This is a genomic window from Actinophytocola sediminis (assembly GCF_054779715.1).
Map to the genome: position 1 here is coordinate 17,373 of NZ_BAAGXS010000047.1, position 16,335 is coordinate 33,707.

At 70.5% G+C, this 16,335-nt stretch carries 16 protein-coding genes and 2 tRNA genes; 14 read left to right on the forward strand and 4 right to left on the reverse strand.

The features are described from left to right. Positions 1-123: 123 nt before the first annotated feature. Genes ACYVIP_RS26845 through ACYVIP_RS26860 form a run of 4 tightly spaced genes read left to right on the forward strand, consistent with a single transcriptional unit; the run spans position 124 to position 5,147 of the window. Positions 124-1,689 (forward strand): ABC transporter substrate-binding protein, encoded by a 1,566-nt coding sequence (locus ACYVIP_RS26845; RefSeq protein ID WP_460401163.1) that lies wholly within the window; start codon positions 124-126, stop codon positions 1,687-1,689. Next, positions 1,686-2,663 (forward strand): ABC transporter permease, encoded by a 978-nt coding sequence (locus tag ACYVIP_RS26850; protein WP_460401165.1) that lies wholly within the window; start codon positions 1,686-1,688, stop codon positions 2,661-2,663. Before ACYVIP_RS26845 ends, ACYVIP_RS26850 begins: the two co-directional genes overlap by 4 nt. Further along, complete coding sequence (locus tag ACYVIP_RS26855; RefSeq protein WP_460401167.1) at positions 2,656-3,519, forward strand: ABC transporter permease; 864 nt, start codon at positions 2,656-2,658, stop codon at positions 3,517-3,519. Before ACYVIP_RS26850 ends, ACYVIP_RS26855 begins: the two co-directional genes overlap by 8 nt. Then, positions 3,516-5,147: an ABC transporter ATP-binding protein gene (locus ACYVIP_RS26860; protein WP_460401168.1), complete on the forward strand. Its 1,632-nt coding sequence runs from the start codon at positions 3,516-3,518 to the stop codon at positions 5,145-5,147. Before ACYVIP_RS26855 ends, ACYVIP_RS26860 begins: the two co-directional genes overlap by 4 nt. 3 nt (positions 5,148-5,150) lie before the next feature. On the opposite strand, the gene ACYVIP_RS26865 is transcribed toward ACYVIP_RS26860, so the two are convergent. The 3 genes from ACYVIP_RS26865 to ACYVIP_RS26875 all read right to left on the reverse strand — a co-directional run bounded on the left by ACYVIP_RS26865 (position 5,151) and on the right by ACYVIP_RS26875 (position 7,059). Continuing rightward, positions 5,151-5,594 carry a hypothetical protein gene (locus ACYVIP_RS26865; RefSeq protein ID WP_460401170.1) on the reverse strand — a complete coding sequence of 148 codons (444 nt, stop codon included), beginning with the start codon at positions 5,592-5,594 and terminating at the stop codon, positions 5,151-5,153. 95 nt (positions 5,595-5,689) lie between these two features. Beyond that, positions 5,690-6,043 (reverse strand): transposase, encoded by a 354-nt coding sequence (locus tag ACYVIP_RS26870; protein ID WP_460401172.1) that lies wholly within the window; start codon positions 6,041-6,043, stop codon positions 5,690-5,692. 74 nt (positions 6,044-6,117) lie between these two features. After that, complete coding sequence (locus ACYVIP_RS26875) at positions 6,118-7,059, reverse strand: peptidoglycan-binding protein (protein WP_460401174.1); 942 nt, start codon at positions 7,057-7,059, stop codon at positions 6,118-6,120. A gap of 298 nt (positions 7,060-7,357) precedes the next feature. Between ACYVIP_RS26875 and ACYVIP_RS26880 the strand changes: the two genes are divergently transcribed. From ACYVIP_RS26880 to ACYVIP_RS26905, 6 genes are all read left to right on the forward strand, one after another. After that, complete coding sequence (locus ACYVIP_RS26880; protein ID WP_460401176.1) at positions 7,358-8,476, forward strand: sensor histidine kinase; 1,119 nt, start codon at positions 7,358-7,360, stop codon at positions 8,474-8,476. After that, the gene (locus ACYVIP_RS26885; protein ID WP_460401178.1) at positions 8,469-9,584 is read left to right on the forward strand and encodes a hypothetical protein; all 1,116 of its coding nucleotides are present in this window, start codon (positions 8,469-8,471) and stop codon (positions 9,582-9,584) included. The genes ACYVIP_RS26880 and ACYVIP_RS26885 overlap by 8 nt, the downstream gene beginning before the upstream one ends. After that, positions 9,563-10,237 carry a response regulator gene (locus ACYVIP_RS26890; RefSeq protein WP_460401180.1) on the forward strand — a complete coding sequence of 225 codons (675 nt, stop codon included), beginning with the start codon at positions 9,563-9,565 and terminating at the stop codon, positions 10,235-10,237. Before ACYVIP_RS26885 ends, ACYVIP_RS26890 begins: the two co-directional genes overlap by 22 nt. 89 nt (positions 10,238-10,326) lie before the next feature. Continuing rightward, positions 10,327-10,400: transfer RNA gene (locus ACYVIP_RS26895), tRNA-Asp, on the forward strand. 14 nt (positions 10,401-10,414) lie between these two features. Further along, a tRNA-Phe gene (locus tag ACYVIP_RS26900) sits at positions 10,415-10,488 on the forward strand. Between the two features lie 126 nt (positions 10,489-10,614). Beyond that, the gene (locus ACYVIP_RS26905) at positions 10,615-11,193 is read left to right on the forward strand and encodes a VOC family protein (RefSeq protein ID WP_460401182.1); all 579 of its coding nucleotides are present in this window, start codon (positions 10,615-10,617) and stop codon (positions 11,191-11,193) included. 126 nt (positions 11,194-11,319) lie between these two features. On the opposite strand, the gene ACYVIP_RS26910 is transcribed toward ACYVIP_RS26905, so the two are convergent. Further along, positions 11,320-11,592, reverse strand: coding sequence for a hypothetical protein (locus ACYVIP_RS26910; RefSeq protein ID WP_460401184.1), 273 nt, complete (start codon positions 11,590-11,592; stop codon positions 11,320-11,322). Positions 11,593-12,188: 596 nt separating this feature from the next. Here ACYVIP_RS26910 and ACYVIP_RS26915 point away from each other — a divergent pair. Genes ACYVIP_RS26915 through ACYVIP_RS26930 form a run of 4 tightly spaced genes read left to right on the forward strand, consistent with a single transcriptional unit; the run spans position 12,189 to position 16,334 of the window. After that, entirely contained in the window at positions 12,189-13,679 is a 1,491-nt protein-coding gene (locus ACYVIP_RS26915) for a sugar transferase (RefSeq protein ID WP_460401186.1), read from the forward strand. Beyond that, positions 13,676-14,911 (forward strand): class I SAM-dependent methyltransferase, encoded by a 1,236-nt coding sequence (locus ACYVIP_RS26920; RefSeq protein ID WP_460401275.1) that lies wholly within the window; start codon positions 13,676-13,678, stop codon positions 14,909-14,911. The genes ACYVIP_RS26915 and ACYVIP_RS26920 overlap by 4 nt, the downstream gene beginning before the upstream one ends. Beyond that, a complete protein-coding gene (locus tag ACYVIP_RS26925; RefSeq protein ID WP_460401188.1) occupies positions 14,908-15,693 on the forward strand; it encodes a glycosyltransferase family protein in 786 nt (261 codons plus the stop codon). The genes ACYVIP_RS26920 and ACYVIP_RS26925 overlap by 4 nt, the downstream gene beginning before the upstream one ends. Continuing rightward, the gene (locus tag ACYVIP_RS26930; protein ID WP_460401190.1) at positions 15,690-16,334 is read left to right on the forward strand and encodes a PIG-L deacetylase family protein; all 645 of its coding nucleotides are present in this window, start codon (positions 15,690-15,692) and stop codon (positions 16,332-16,334) included. Before ACYVIP_RS26925 ends, ACYVIP_RS26930 begins: the two co-directional genes overlap by 4 nt. Position 16,335: the final 1 nt, after the last annotated feature.

Sequence of the window (16,335 nt, forward strand, 5' to 3'; positions counted from 1 at the left end):
TAGAAGTTTCACATAGCGGGACGCTATCCCACACTAGTGGTTGGCGACTTAACGTGAGGACCACACGCGGTCCGAGACGAGAGCGAGCCACCAACGATGAAGCGCCATCCACGTGCCACGGCAATGCTGACCGCCCTGGTGGCGGCCGGCATCGCGCTCAGCGGGTGCGCCGCTGGTGCCGCCGGCGGTACCGAGAGCTCCAGTGGTCCGCCGGAGCGGGGCGGGGTGCTGAAGTACCGGGCGGCCGGCGGCGGCAAGTCCTTCGACCCGGCCACCACCACCGGCTACGGCCTGGCCGTGCCGGTGCGCGGGCTGGTCGACTCGCTGGTGTTCAACAAGGAGGACGGCTCCTTCGCCCCCTGGCTGGCCACCGAGTGGACGGTCAACGACAACGCCACCCAGTACACCTTCACGCTGCGCGAGGACGTCACCTTCAGCAACGGCGAGAAGCTCGACGCCGCCGCGGTCGCCCTGAGCTACCAGGCCCTGCGCGACGGCGGCGCCAAGTACGCCGTGGCCAACCAGTGGATCGGCGCGCTGCGCCAGATCACCACCCCCGACCAGCACACCGTGGTGTTCGACCTGGCCAAGCCCAACTCCTCGTTCCTGCAGGCGGCGTCGAGCACCGTGCTCGGCATCGTGGCGCCGGAAACCGCCAAGCTGCCCTACGAGAAGCGCCAGGAAGGGCTGGGCATCATCGGCTCCGGCCCGTTCGTGGCCGACGAGAGCCGCGGCGAGGAGGGCTACACGCTCGTGCGCCGGGACGACTACGAGTGGCCGCCGGCGCCGGCGGAGAACCAGGGCCCGGCCTACCTGGACAAGATCGAGGTACACAACATCCAGGACAACAGCATCGCCGCCGCCGAGCTGCGCTCCGGTGGCCTCGACCTGTTGCACAACACCGAGCCCGCGGACAAGACCGAGTTCGCCAACAGCGCGGAGGTCACCATCCGGCGCGAGCCGCTGCCCGGCTCCGCGTTGGGCTTCGCGGCCAACATCGAGGCCCCCGGCCTGGACGACGTCGAAGTCCGGCGCGCGCTGTCGCTGGCCATCGACCGGGACGCGGTGATCGCGCGGGCCTCGGCGATCGACATCGCGCCCAAGGGCGCCTACACCGCGAGCAACCCGTACTTCACCGACCAGTCCGACAAGATCAGGACCGACGTCGAGGACGCGAAACGACTGCTCGACGCTGCCGGCTGGCGGCCGGGCGAGGACGGCGTGCGCGCCAAGGACGGCCAGCGGCTGTCCTTCGAGCTGGTCTACAGCCCGTCGACGATCTCCCACGAGCCGAACATCGCCGTGGTGCAGTCGCAGTGGAAGGACATCGGCGTCGAGCTGACCTTCGGCAGCCTCACCCAGGCCGAGCTCAACCAGCGCCTGCAGTCCGGCGACTACTCCTTCTCTTGGGGCTCGGGCACCCGGCCCGACGCCGACGTGCTGCGCTCCACCTACGGCGGGCTGGACGAGGAGCTGGACGCGGTCTTCGAGCAGATCCTGGCCGAGCCGGACATCGCGCAGCGCAAGACGCTGGCCGCCCGGGCCTCGGAGATCATCCTGGACGAGGCCTACTACCTGCCGCTCTACGACTTCATCCAGCCACTGGCCTACCGCAACAGCACCCACCTGCCGCTGCTGGAGGCCACCCACATCCCGTGGCTTGGCGACGCCTGGGTCGAACAGCGGTGAAGGCGGCGGTCAGGCCGGTGGCGGCCAAGCTCGGGCGCGCCGTGGCGGTGATCCTCGCGGCATACTCGGCCTCGTTCTTTCTGCTGTTCGTGCTGCCGGGCGACGCGGTACTGGCCCGCATCGGCACCACCGACACCATCGGCACGGCCGACGTCGCCGACCTCAACCTCGCCGCGCTGCGCGACGAGGTCGGCCTGTCGGACAGCCTGTGGACCCAGTACCTGGACGGGGTCACCGGCCTGCTGCGCGGGGACCTCGGCCGGTCGCTGGTCACCGAGCAGCCGGTCACCGAGATGCTGGGCGAGGTGCTGCCCAACACCATCACGCTGGCGGCGTTGTCGCTGGTCATCTCGGTGCCGCTGGGCTTTCTGCTGGCCGTGCTCGCGGTCAACCCGCGCTCACGGGCGATCCGGTCACTGGCGTCGCTGGTGCCCTCGGCCTACGTGAGCCTGCCGGTGTTCTGGGTCGGCATCCTGTTCGTCTACCTGTTCGCGATCACGCTGGGCTGGTTCCCGTCCAACGGCAGCCAGGGCGCGGCCTCGCTGGTGTTGCCCACGGCGGTGCTCGCGCTGCTCGGCTCGGCGCAGTTCGCCCAGGTGCTGATCAGCAGCCTGCGCACCGAACTGGGCAGCACGTACGCGGCGGTCACCGCACCGGCCAAGGGCGCGGGCCGGTTCTACACCCTCTACCGGCACTGTCTGCGCAACGCCGCGTTCCCGTTCCTCGCGGTGTTCGGCCTGCGGATCGGCCAGCTGCTCGGCGGCGCGGTGGTGGTGGAGATGGTGTTCTCCCGCGTCGGGCTCGGCCGGCTGATGGTCGACTCGGTCAAGGCGGTCGACCTGACCGTCGTGCTCGGGCTGGTGGTGGTGCTCGCCGTGGTCTACGTGGTGATCAACGCCCTGGTCGACATCGGCTACGTGCTGCTCGACCCCCGGCTGCGCCGCCGCGACGTGGTGGAGGCCGGGAATGACTGACCTGGTCACCGCCACCCGGCCCGCACCCGCCGTGCCGGCCGCCCCCGTGCGCGCCACCGGCCGGCGGCGGATCCGTGAGCTGCACGTACACCTGGTGATCCTCGCGCTGCTGGTGCTGATCGCGATCGTCCCCGGCCTGGTGACCTGGCACGACCCCTACGAGCTTGACGGGCTGCCGTTCACCGCGCCGACCGGCGACTTCTGGTTCGGCACCGACGAGATCGGCCGCGACCTGTACTCCAGGGTGGCGCACGGGCTGCGGATCTCGCTGTTCTCCGCGCTGCTCGCGGTGGCCGTCGCGCTGGTCGGCGGCGCGGTGATCGGCGTGCTGTCCGGGCTGCGTCCCGGCGGGCTGCTCGACCGGGTGCTCGGCGTGCTCACCGAGGCGGTGATGGCCATTCCGGCGGTGCTGCTGGCGCTGGCGGTGATCACCACCTACGGGCGGGGCGCGTTCGTCGCGGCGATCGCCATCGGGGTCGGCGAGGCCACCGGGTTCGCCAGGCTGATCCGCGGCTGCGTGATCCAGTCCGGCACCCTCACCTACGTCGAGGCGGCGCGCACCTGCGGCGCCGGTCCGCTGCGGGTGATCGCCCGGCACATCGTGCCGAGCGTGTTCCACCCGGTGCTGTCCTACACCGCGCTGCACTTCGGCCTGGCCATGCTCGCCATCGGCTCGCTGAGCTACCTCGGGTTCGGCGAGGCGCCGCCGTCGGCGGAGTGGGGCGTGCTGATCGCGGGCGGCCAGAAGTACCTGGCACACGCCTGGTGGGTCGCCATCATCCCCGGTCTCGCGCTGACCGCCGTGGTCGTGCTGCTCAGCCGGATCGCCTACCTGCTCCAGGAGGACCACACGTGACGCCACTCGTGCGGGTCACCGACCTGACCGTCGGCTACCGCAACACCCGCGACACCAGGGACACCGTGCTGGACACCGCGCTCGACTCGGTGTCCCTGGACATCCCGCGCGGTCAGGTGACCGCGGTGATCGGCGAGTCCGGCTCCGGCAAGAGCACCCTCGCGCACGCCATCGTGCGGCTGCTGCCGCGTGCCGGGCACATCGCCGCCGGCCGGATCGAGCTGGCCGGCGAGGACGTGCACCAGCGCGGCGACAAGGCCTTCCGCGCACTTCGCGGCCGGCACATCGGGTTCGTGCCGCAGGATCCGATCGCCTCGCTCAACCCGACCAAGTCGGTCGGCGCCCAGCTGCGCGAGGCGTTCACGCTGGCCCGCTCGCCGCTCTCGCCCGCGCAGGTGCAGGAGCAGCTGCGCCAGGACCTGCGCGACGTCGGGTTCGCCGACCCGGACGCGCTGCTGGCGCGCTACCCGCACGAGCTGTCCGGCGGGATGCGCCAGCGGGTGCTGGTGACCATCGCGTTCTCCCAGCGGCCGGAGCTGGTCATCGCCGACGAGCCGACCAGCGCGCTGGACGTGCTGGTCGGCCAGGAGGTGCTCGGCGCCATCCACGCCGCGCGCGCCAGGCACGACACCACGGTCGTGCTCATCACCCACGACCTCGCGCTGGCCAGCCGCAATGCGCAGACCGTGGTGGTGCTGGAACGCGGCACGGTGGTGGAGACCGGGCCGATCGCCGAGGTGTTCGCCGATCCCCAGCACGACTACACCCGGGCGCTGCTGGCCAGCTCCGCACGGGTGGCCAACGGGCGGGTGCTCAGCATCGCGCAGGCCTACCGGGAGCGGGCCGGCCGGCGGGTCGCCGAGCCGGCCGACGAGGAGGATCCGGCGATCGAGCTGACCGGGGTGGCCAAACGGTTCGGCACGGCCAACCGCGGCACCCAGGCCGTGGACGACGTGTCGCTGACCGTGCCGCGCGGCACGACCTTCGCGTTGGTCGGCGAGTCCGGCTCCGGCAAGACCACCACCAGCAGGCTGATCCTTGGCCTGGAACGGCCGGACCGCGGCACGGTCCGGGTGCTCGGCCAGGACGTGTCCGGGTTGGGGCGGACGGGAACGCGGGCGCTGCGCCGGGAGATGCAGGTGGTGTACCAGAGCCCGTTCGACTCGCTGAACCCGCGATTCTCCTTGCGGGGCATCGTGCGCGAGCCGCTGGACGCCTACCGGATCGGCACCCGCGCGCAGCGGGAGGCCCGCGTCCGCGAGCTGTTCGACCTCGTCCGGCTCCCACAGTCCTATTTGGACAGAAAGCCGGGCGCGCTGTCCGGCGGTCAGCGGCAACGGGTGGCCATCGCCAGGGCGTTGGCGCTCAACCCGAAGCTGCTGGTGCTCGACGAGCCGGTGTCCGCTTTGGACGCCACCATCCAGGCCGCGGTGCTCGACCTGCTGACCGAGATCCAGCGCGCGCTGAACCTGACCTACTTCCTGGTGACCCACGACCTCGCGGTGGTGGCCGACGTGGCCACCCGGGTGGCGGTCATGCGGGCCGGCCGCATCGTCGAGGACGGCCCGACCGCCGAGGTCGTACTGACACCGAAAGCGGACTACACCAAGGCGCTACTGGCGGTGTGAACCTCAGGCGGCCACTGTGGTGGACGCGACCGCGCGGATGTCCACGTCCAGCACGGTCGACAGCGCGGGCAGCACCCGGCAGCCTGCGCGGTACTGCTCGATCAGGACGTCGACGTCCGGCTCGGCCAGGCCGTCGATCCGCACCTCGACCAGCGCCCGGCCGACCTTGACCCGGTTGGGCGGGTAGCGCGAGGTGCGCGCCCGGACGTGCACGGCGCGGGCGTTCGGGTTGTCCGCGTCCGGGTCGCCGTCGGCGCGTAACACGTTGAGCAGGTTCACGACCATGGCCGAGACCAGCAGATCCAGCGGGCCGGGCGCCCGGCCGGGCCCACCGGTGGCGACCGATCCGTCCGCGAGCAGTTCGAACGACGGGCCACGCACGGCGAACCGGCCGCGGACCTCGGTGGTGCATCCGGTGATGGCACTGATGTAGTCGTATCCGGTCATCTGCGCTCCAGCAGGCATGAGGTGGCGCGTTCAGTGTGCGCCGGGCGCCGGGCCACGAGCAGTGCCGTACCGCCATCTGGACACTGTGGACTTGCTCACCTCTTGGCGAGCTCGGCGGCGAAGATCGCGGAGGCCTTCTTCAGCACCTCGATCTCCTCCCGCATGGTCTCGATCAGCCCGTTCGCGGAGTCGAGCTCGGCCTCCAGCTCGGCGATGCGGGCGAGCAGCCGCTCCCGGGGCGCCTGGCGCAGCGCGGCCACCTGACCGGCGGTGAACATGCCGTCGTCCAGCCGTTTCACCCAGATCCGCAGCGACTGCTCGCCGACCTCGAACTGCTCGGCCACCTCACGCAGGATCGACCGGTTGCCGGGTTCGGCCTGGCGACGCTCGACCACCCGGCGGACAGCGGCGTCCCGCACCTCGTCGCTGTACTTCCGCTCGAACGCCATGGCCGCCCCCCTTCCGCCGTTCGGACACAGCGTAACGACCACGGAGCACGATCACCGGCCCGCCGGTGCCGGGCTCAGCCCACCAGCGCGCGCCAGGTGACCGGACCGGCGTTGCCGTCGACCGCCAGCCGGTTGACGGTCTGGTAAGCGCGGACCGCCGTGGTGGTCACCGAGCCGAAGTCGCCGTCCACCACCAGGCCCGCGCTGCGCTTGTTGAGCGCGACCTGGAGCCCGCGGACGTGGTGGCCGTTGTGCCCCTGCCGCAGCGAGTACACCAGGTGCGGCCAGGTCAGCGGGCCGATCTGGCCGTCGGCGACCAGGCCGTTCGCGGTCTGCACCCGCTTGACGGCGGCCACCGAGAGCGCGCCGTAGGCGCCGTCGACCACCAGGCCGGAGCCGCGCTGGTTGAGCAGGTGCTGGCAGGCCGACACCGTCGCGCCGCCGGCGCCGGGATCCAGCCGTGACCAGCCGCCGCCGAGGTCGACACCGCGGGCGGTCAGGTAGGTGACCGGGTTGACCGTCGAGCCGAGCGCGCCGGTGTGCGTCTCGAAGTGCAGGTGGGGCCCGGTGACGTTGCCGGTCGCGCCCATGTCGGCGATCCGCTGGCCGGCGGTGACCGCCTGGTTGAGCGCGACCCGGTAGACGTTGAGGTGGCCGTAGTAGGTGTAGACGCCGCCGCCGTGGGAGATGACCAGCGCGTTGCCGGTGCGCCCGCCGAGCCCGCCGCCCCACTGGCGACGTACGACGGTGCCGGCCGCCGCGGCGTAGACGCCGGTGCCGGTCGAGTTGGTGACGTCCTGGCCGGCGTGCGCGCCACCGGGCCGGGACGCGCCGTAGTGCCCACCGGAGGGGAAGTAGCCGAGCGCCGGGTTGCACCACGCGCCGTTGCGCGCCGTGGCGGCCGCCGCGGGCGCGGCCATGGCCGCCGTCCCGACCAGGGCCGCGCCGAGGCCAAGTCCGAGGCCGGCGAACAGCTTCCGCCGGGACAGTCCCGGGGTCACGCACGATTCACACATGTCGCTCCTCAATGGACCGTGGAGAACTGGACGGGCGTACCAACGGTCGCTTGTGGATGCTGACAGTGCATGTGAGAAAAGGCCAGAACCCTTGGGTAACTGGTAATAGATTGACCAATTTGGCCGATGCGCCGCTACACCGGGGTGGTCGGTAACGGTACGGTCACCCCGGTGCTCCCCCCTGCGGTCCAGGCCACGTTAAGGGGCCGGGAAACGAGGTGGGGTCAGGCGAATACCCGACAACGACAGATTGGCCCGACTGTTGGTTCCGGTGAGGTGACGGGTGGCGGGTGAAGCCGTGCGGGTCCTGGATCGGTTCGGCCGTCGGTACGCGGCCGCGGTCCGGGTCGTGACCCTGCCGCCGATCGCCGCCATCGCCCTGCTTCGCGCGTCCGGGGACGAGTTCACGGCCGTCGCGCCGACCGCGGTCGCCGTCGCGGTGGCGGTCGTCTGGTCGGCAGGCTACGCGTGGTGGCTGCACCGGGCGGAGATTCCGCGTACGGGCGCGCTTCCGGTCGCGTTGGACGTCACCGTGCTGATCGCGGTGTGCCTCAGTGTCTTCTGGACGGATCCGGCGGCGAACACCAACACCGGGTGGATCCGGCTGCTGATCACCTTCGCCTGCGTGACCATGCAGTGGCACACCGCGCCGGTGACCGGTGCGGTGGCGGCGTTCGCGGTCTGCGGCGTCATGGTCGTCGTGTTCCTGGCCGTCGACGTGTCGCTGACCATGTCGCATGGCTGGGTGCTGGTGGCGGCGGTGCTCTCCAGGGCGGTGTGGGTGCTGGTCGCCAGGGCGGCCGCGCGCGCCGACCGGATGGCGCTCGAGGCCGAGCAGGCCCGCCGGGACTCGGCGGTGGCGGCGGCCGAGCGCGCCGAGGAGCGCGAGCTGGCGAACTCGTTGCACGACACCGCGGCCACCACGTTGCTGATGGTCGGCACCGGCCAGGTGCCGCCCGGCGCTGACTGGCTTGCCCCGCAGGCCCGCCGGGATCTGGCCAGACTGCGCGCCGACGGCGGACCGGTGCCCGAGCGCGCCGACCTGATCGACCTGCTGCGCGCCGACCTGGACGCCACCCACCTGAACGTCGAACTCGAAGCCCCGCAAGCACTTCCGCTGCCGTTCGAGGTCGCGTCCGCGCTGGCCGGCGCGGCCGGCGAGGCGCTCAACAACGTCCGCCGGCACGCCGGCACCGACCGCGCGACCGTGCGCGTGCGGGGTGACGCGGGGTCGGCGCGGGTGGAGATTGTCGATCAGGGCAAGGGATTCGCCGCCGCCGACAGCTCGGCGACGCGCCGCGGGCTGCGCGAGTCGATCCACGGCAGGCTGAGTCGGATCGGTGGCCGGGCGACGGTCTCGTCCACCCCGGGGTCGGGCACGACGGTAAGTCTGGAATGGCGGGCGCCCGGTGAGTGACGACGAGATCGACGCGCAGACCAAGGCGCAGCTGCAACGCGGGCTGCGGATCGCGACGACGATCGTCGCGGTGGCGATCGTGTGCGGGCTCGGCCTGCTGAACCTGTTACGCCGCCGCGACTCCTTCGATCTCCTTGCCGCCCAACTGATCGCCTTCGCGGCACTGGTCGCGGTGCTCGCGGTGACGGTGGTGCTGGTGGTCCGGCGCACGCAGTGGGGGCCGATGCGCCGGGTGGCGATCGGCGTGGTGTTCGCCGCGGCGGCGCTGTCGTACCTGACCCTGCCCGATGGCCGGACCTCGACCGCGACGGACTGGATCTTCGGCGCGGCCAACTGGGTCGGCCTGGTCGTCCTGCTGGACCGTCCGTTCCGGACGACGGTGGCGTTCCTGGCGGCCCACGAGCTGCTCGCGTTCGCGAACCTGTTGCTGTTCCACGACGTGACCAGGTCGTCACTCGCGCGGTTCGCCACCGGTTCGGTGTCCGTGCTCGGTTTTCCGTTGTGTGTCGCGGTGGTGGCGGCGGTGCTCGGCCGGATCGGCAAGGAGGCCGCCGCGGCCACCAGGGAGCTCGAACGGGTGCGGACCGAGGAGGCGGTGGCGGTCGCCACCCATCGCCGGCGCGGGCAGCGGTTCGCCGAGCTCGCGGACACCGCGGTGCCGCTGCTCGAGGGCCTGGCCGACGGCTCGCGCGCGCCGTCGGACCCGGTGGTGCGGCGCGACTGCGCGATCGAGGCGTCCAGGATGCGCAGGCTGTTCGCCGAGACCGACACCGTGGAGAACCCGTTGCTGCATGAGCTACGCCACTGCGCCGACATCGCCGACCGCAAGGGCGTCGAAGTCGAGCTGGACGCGCGGGGGCAGGCGCCGCGGCTGCCGGTGGCCGTGCGGCGTGACCTGACCGACGCCGCGCTCACCGCGCTCGCGACCGCGAGCTCGTGGGCCAGGGTGACGTTGGTCGGCAGTGCCGACCTGGTGTCGGTCAGCGTGGTGGCCGACTGTGCGGAGGAGCGCGTGCCCGTGCCGGTGACCCCGGACGTGCGGATCGAGACCTTCGGGAGTGGCGGGACGATCTGGACGGAGGCGCAGTGGCAGCCAACGATGACCTGATCACCGCCGTGATCGTGGACGATCACGCGGCGATCGCGGCCGGTGTGCGGTACTGGTGTGACCAGGCGGTGCCGCCGATCACCCTGATCGACGCCGGCGACCGGATGGCCGGTGTGTGGACCGGACCGGGCGCGGACGCCGACGTGGTGATCTTCGACCTGGAACTGGTGCCGAGAAACCCGGACTTCGGCGAGTTACGCCGGCTGGTGGACAGCGGCCGGCGGGTGGTCGTGTACTCCCAGCACGCCGACAACGCGACCGCGATCAAGTGCATCGACCTCGGTGCGCTCGCGTACCTGACCAAACGCGAGGGCCCGGACCATCTCGTGCCCGCCATCCGGGCGGCGGCACAGGGGCTGCCCTACACCGCGCCGTCGCTGTCCGGCGCGCTCGCCGCCGACGACGCCCCGGACCGTCCCCGCCTGTCGCCGAGGGAGACCCAGGTGTTGCGGGCGTGGTTCGCCTCCTCGTCCAAGGAGCTGGTGGCCACGAAGCTGCACATCACGGTCAAGACGGTCGACACCCACATCGCCAGGGTGCGGGTGAAGTACGCCAATGTCGGCCGGCCTGCCCGCACCAAGAGCGAACTGGTCACCCGTGCCCTGGACGATGGCGTGATCACGTTAGCCGAGCTGAACGACGTCGCACTGTAAGGCGTTCACCCGACATCGGTGCTGGTTGGGCGAGGGCAAACCCCAGTTAGGGCGGGGGTTGGCGTCTGCTAGAGTTCCCCACGTTGCAAGGCCCAGTGGCGCAGTTGGTTAGCGCGTCGCCCTGTCACGGCGAAGGTCGCGGGTTCGAGTCCCGTCTGGGTCGCTTTCCTTTTCTTTGGCCAGGTAGCTCAGTTGGTATGAGCGACCGCCTGAAAAGCGGTAGGTCGGCGGTTCGATCCCGCCCCTGGCCACTGTCCTGAACAGCGTAAGCGCCCCGTCCATGATCACGGACGGGGCGTTTTCGTCTCTGTAATCCCCTGTTCGCATGAGCAAATAGCTCCGTGTCGTTTCGGCAGGTCCGGGCTTAGCTTCGGGCGGTGGCGAACGAACTGACTATTCCGCTCCTGCCCTGTCCATCCATCGACGAGATCTCGTCGTTCTACGAGATGCTCGGCTTCGAGATCACCTATCGGCAGACGCGGCCGAACCCGCACGTCGCGGTGCGACGGGAGGACATCAACCTGCACTTCTTCGGGATGGACGGCTACGACCCGGCGCAGTCGTACAGCTCGTGCCTGGTCATCGTGGCGGACACCAGCGAGCTGTTCGAGGCCTTCGCGGCGGGGATGCGGTCCGTGCACGGAAAACTGCTCATCTCCGGCATCCCGCGCATGACCCGGCCGCGGCTGCGCAACGACCGGTACACCGGGTTCACCGTCATCGATCCTGGCGGCAACTGGATCCGGATCCACAAGGCCGCCAAGGAACCCGAGGCACGGACCAAGCTCGCCAAGGCCATGGAGAACGCCGCGAGGCAGGCGGACGCGCACGGCGACGAACGCCAGGGACTGAAGATCCTGGAAGGCGCGCTGAAGCGAGCGACCGGCGACGAACCGGAGTTCCAGGAGGTACGGGACTACCGCGACGAACTCGTCGAACGGATCAAGGGGGTCTGAGCCGGGTTGTATCCAGTCCTGTACCGGGTTGGCCTTCGCGGAGGAGCCGCACCCTTGACGGATACCGTCCGACGCGTTGACCGCGACCCGGCAGCGCTGACTCGGCGAGCACGCTGCCCACTTCGGTCAGCGCGTCGGCAAGAACGCGACCACCCCGGACGGCAACACGGTCTCGACCTCGTAGCCGTTGGCGAACCGGATCGCGTACTGGTGGCCGGCCCCGCTCACGGTGACCAACTCGATGACCTCCCCGACGTCGTCGGGACGTAGCTCCAACAGCTCCGCTGGCTGAGGCGGTCGTCGAGCCCCGCTGATGATCGCGCGGCGCTGCTCGGGAGGTATGAACCCGCGCTGAACGGGACCACGCCAGGCCACCCGCCGACCCACGAACGTCGGCACGGGGTTGTCTCCTGTCGGTGGTGAGGTCGTCGTGGAGTACGTCACATGATCTGGCCTCGGAGAGTTAGCCATGCTGTCCAAGCGTAATCAGCGCTTGGACAGCATGGCAGTGGGCTCGGCGCCGTTCGGGTGGCTGGGCGTGCCGTCGATCACCCCCATGTGACATGTCACGGTGCTGCTTGGTGCGAATGTCCTAGGCGGTGTTGGGCTGGTTGTCGGCGCGTCGGATTGGGCCGTCGGTAGGCAAAAGCCGTCGTCGCGGTCCGTGATCGATCGTTCCTGAGTCCGGAAACGACACCCGGTCGACGCAGGTCCGGGGTGCGGTCTTCCCCTGCGCGGGGGAGGTCGGTCTCACTGTCCGTGTAACGGTCCGCGTGAGGGAAGCGAATCAGTGAACGCGGCCACGGCTCGGCAGGGGCAATCCGATTCGTTGGGTCGCAAGCGAATCGGTCACACCACGGGCTCTCGGGGATGCCCTCAATCCCGTCGCGCGCGTCTGCGCGCGGCCGGGAGGGACTCACAATGTGCGAGCTTGCGAGCGAATCCAGGTCACCGGGCGACCGCGAGCGCCGACACCAGGCCTGCGCGGGGTCATCATGAGCGATCAACAGCTACATGCCCGCCGCCGGAGACCGGTGATCTGGCGCGGACTCACCAACCGTGACCACGGCACGGACGCCCAGTTACCCGTCGCGGTCTGGGAACCCCGCTATCGGCGCCTGGTGATCGTCAGCGACGTCACCGTCACCATCCTCACCTCCCTCATCCTCGGCGGCATCCTCAGCGTCAGCGGCGCCGCCCTCTTCAAGGACCTCACCCTCGGCTTCCTCACGGTCCTCGTCATCCTCTGCGCGCTCGCGGCCAGCCGGGCGTGGCATCCGGTCGTGCTCGGCCAGGGCGCAGAGGAGTACGTCCGGCTCGGTCGCGGGATGTTCGCCGCGGCGGTCACCATCGCCCTGGCCGGGCTGGCGACCGGGGTCGTGTCCACTCGGCCATGGGTGTTCATCGTCATCCCGGCGACGGCGCTGGTCGCGCTGTTCGCCCGCTATCTGCTCCGCCAGGTGCTGCACCGTGCCCGGCGGGTCGGCCGGTGCCTGCTGCCGGTAATGGCCGCCGGCGATCCGAACACCGTCCGTGACCTCATCCGACGCACCCGCGACAACCCGCACATCGGCTGGCAGGTCGCCGCCGTGTGCACCGTTGACGGCACCGGCGACTCGCTCGACGGCATCGGCGGGGTCTCGGTCGTCGGCCGGCTCGACGAGCTCGCCGAGCACGTCCGCCGGGGCGGCTACCGCATCGTGGCGGTCACCGCCGACCCCTACTGGACCCCGCGCCGCCTCCAGCGCCTGGCCTGGCGGCTCGAGGGCAGCGGCGCGGAGATGGTGGTCGCGCCGACGCTGATGGAGGTCGCCGGGCCCCGGCTGCACGTCTCCGGGGTGCTCGGGATGCCGATGCTGCGGGTCAGCGCGCCGGTGTTCACCGGTATGCGGCGGGTCGTCAAGGGCGTGGTGGACCGGGTCGGCGCGGTCGTGCTGCTGCTGGCCGCACTGCCGGTGATGGTGCTCGCCGCGCTCGCGATCACCATCGACAGTCGAGGGCCGGTGCTCTACCGGCAACGCCGGGTCGGCAAGTCTGGGCGGGAGTTCACCATCCTCAAGTTCCGCACGATGGTCCGCGACGCCGACCGGCTCAAGCAGCGGCTCGCCGGCGCCAACGAGGGCGCGGGCGTGCTGTTCAAGATGCGCAAGGACCCGAGGATCACCCGGGTCGGCGCGATCCTGCGGCGCTACTCGCTCGACGAGCTGCCGCAGCTGTTCAACGTGCTCTCCGGCGCCATGTCCCTGGTCGGTCCCCGGCCGCCGCTGCCGGAGGAGAGCGCCCGCTATGAGCCGGACATGCGGCGCCGGCTGCTCGTCAAACCTGGATTGACCGGATTGTGGCAGGTCAGCGGTCGAAGCGACCTGTCGTGGGAGGAGGCGGTCCGGTTGGACCTGCGCTATGTGGAGGACTGGTCGTTGGCCATGGACGCGATGATCCTGTGGAAGACGTTCCGCGCGGTACTCGGCGGGCAGGGGGCCTACTGATGAACTGCCGCCTGTGCGGGTCGACGTCCATGGTGAGCGTGGTCGACCTCGGCGCGACGCCGCCGTGTGAGCTGTTCCTCACCGCGGCCCAGCTCGACGAGCCGGAGACCACCTACCCGTTGCACCTGCGGGTCTGCACCTCCTGCTTGCTCGCCCAGCTGCCGCCGCTGATCACCCCGGAGGAGACGTTCACCGAGTACGCGTACTTCTCGTCCTTCTCCACCTCGTGGGTCGAGCACGCGCGCCGGTTCGTCCTGGGCGCGGTCGACCGGTTCGGGCTCGGCGTGGACTCGTTCGTCGTGGAGGTCGCCAGCAACGACGGCTACCTGCTCCAGCATGTGGCCGCCGGCGGCATCCGGTGCCTTGGCATCGAGCCGTCGGTCAACGTCGGCGCGGCGGCCAGGGAGCGGGACGTGCCGACGCTGACGGCGTTCCTGTCCCCGGAGACCGGCGCCGAGGTGCGGGCCGAGCACGGACCAGCGGATCTGGTGGTGGCCAACAACGTCTACGCGCACATCCCGGACGTCGTCGGGTTCACCACCGGCCTGCGCAACCTGGTCGCCGACGACGGCTGGGTGTCCATCGAGGTGCAGCACCTGCTCACGCTGATCGAGCAGAACCAGTACGACACGATCTACCACGAGCACTTCCAGTACTACACGGTCGCCTCCGCGCAGCGGGCGCTGGCCAGCGGCGGACTGTCCCTTGTGGACGTCGAGCTGGTGGCGACGCACGGCGGGTCGATCCGGCTGTTGGCCAGGCCGGCCGAGGTGGCCGGGCAGCCGAGCGCCGCGGTGCTCGACGTGCTCGCCAGGGAGAAGGCCGCCGGGCTGCACGAGCTGGCCGGCTACGCCGAGTTCGCCCGCCGGGTGGCCACCGTGCGCCGCGATCTGCTGAGCTTTCTCACCACGGCCGCGGCCGGCGGGAAGACCGTGGTCGGCTACGGCGCGCCCGGCAAGGGCAACACGCTGCTCAACCACTGCGGCATCCGGCCGGACCTGTTGGCGTACACGGTCGACCGCAACCCCTACAAGCACGGCCGGTTCACCCCGGGCACCAGGATCCCGATCCTGCCACCGGAACAGATCGCACAGGACCGGCCGGACTACGTGCTCGTCCTGCCGTGGAACCTGCGTACCGAGCTGACCGGCCAACTGTCCTATGTGGGCGAATGGGGCGGCCGGCTCGTCTTCCCGATTCCCAGTCTCGAAATCGTCGAGGTGAACCCATGAAGGTCGTCCTGTTCTGTGGCGGATACGGGATGCGGATGCGCAACGGCGCGGCCGACGACGTGCCCAAGCCGATGGCGATGGTCGGGCCGCGACCGCTGATCTGGCACGTGATGCGGTACTACGCCCACTTCGGACACACCGAGTTCGTGCTGTGCCTCGGTTACGGGGCACACCACATCAAGAACTTCTTCCTCAACTACGAGGAGACCATCTCCAACGACTTCGTGCTGCGCGGCGGCAAGGCCCACCTGCTGTCCACCGACATCGCCGACTGGTCGATCTCGTTCGTGCAGACCGGCATCTCCGCCGCGATCGGCGAGCGGCTGCGCCGGGTGCGGGATCACCTCGACGGCGACGAGATGTTCCTCGCCAACTACGCCGACGTGCTCACCGACGCGCCGCTGGACCTGATGGTCGACCGGTTCACCGAGTCCGGCGCAGGCGCGTCGATGATGGTCGTGCCGCCGCAGTCGTCGTTCCACTGTGTACAGATGGGCGAGGACAACCGGGTGGGCGCGATCACCGCGGTCAGCGAGCTGCCGCTGTGGGAGAACGGCGGCTACTTCGTGCTGCGCCAGGAGGTCTTCGACCACATCCCGGAGGGCGGCGACCTGGTCGCCGACGGCTGCGCCGAGCTGGCCAAGCGCGGTCGGCTGCTCGCCTACCCCTACCGCGGGTTCTGGAAGCCGACCGACACGGTCAAGGAACGGCACGCCCTGGACGAGGGCTACGCCCACGGCGAGCGGCCGTGGGCCCTGTGGGAACAGCGGGCACTGGTGTGATCGCACTGGGGGGCGACGTCGGCCGGATCGTGGCGCTCGGCGCGCACTGCGACGACATCGCGATCGGCGCTGGCGGCACGCTGTACTCGTTGTGCGCGGCCAGACCGGGCACGCGGGTGGACGCGCTCGTGCTCTCCGGCGGCGGCACCGACCGCGAGGCCGAGGAGCGTGCCGCGCTGGCCGCGTTCTGTCCAGGCGCGGAACTCGACGTCACCGTGCTGAAGCTGCCGGACGGCCGGCTGCCGGCGCACTGGGACGAGGCGAAGTCCGCACTGGAGGAGCTGCGCGCGCGCACCGACCCCGACCTGCTGCTCGCGCCGCGCACCGACGACGCGCACCAGGACCACCGGGGGCTGGCCCAGCTGGTGCCGACGGCGTTTCGCGACCACCTGGTGCTCGGCTACGAGATCGTGAAGTGGGACGGCGACCTCGCCCGGCCCAACGCCTACCAACCGCTGTCGGCCGAACTCGCCGGGAAAAAAGTCGAGTTGCTGCAACAACACTACCCGTCGCAGCGACATCGTCCGTGGTACGACCGGGAGGTTTTCCTCGGGCTGGCCAGGATTCGCGGCATCGAGTGCCAGTCCCGTTACGCCGAGGCGTTCCACGTCACCAAGCTGATCCTCGACCTGAAGGGCTGAA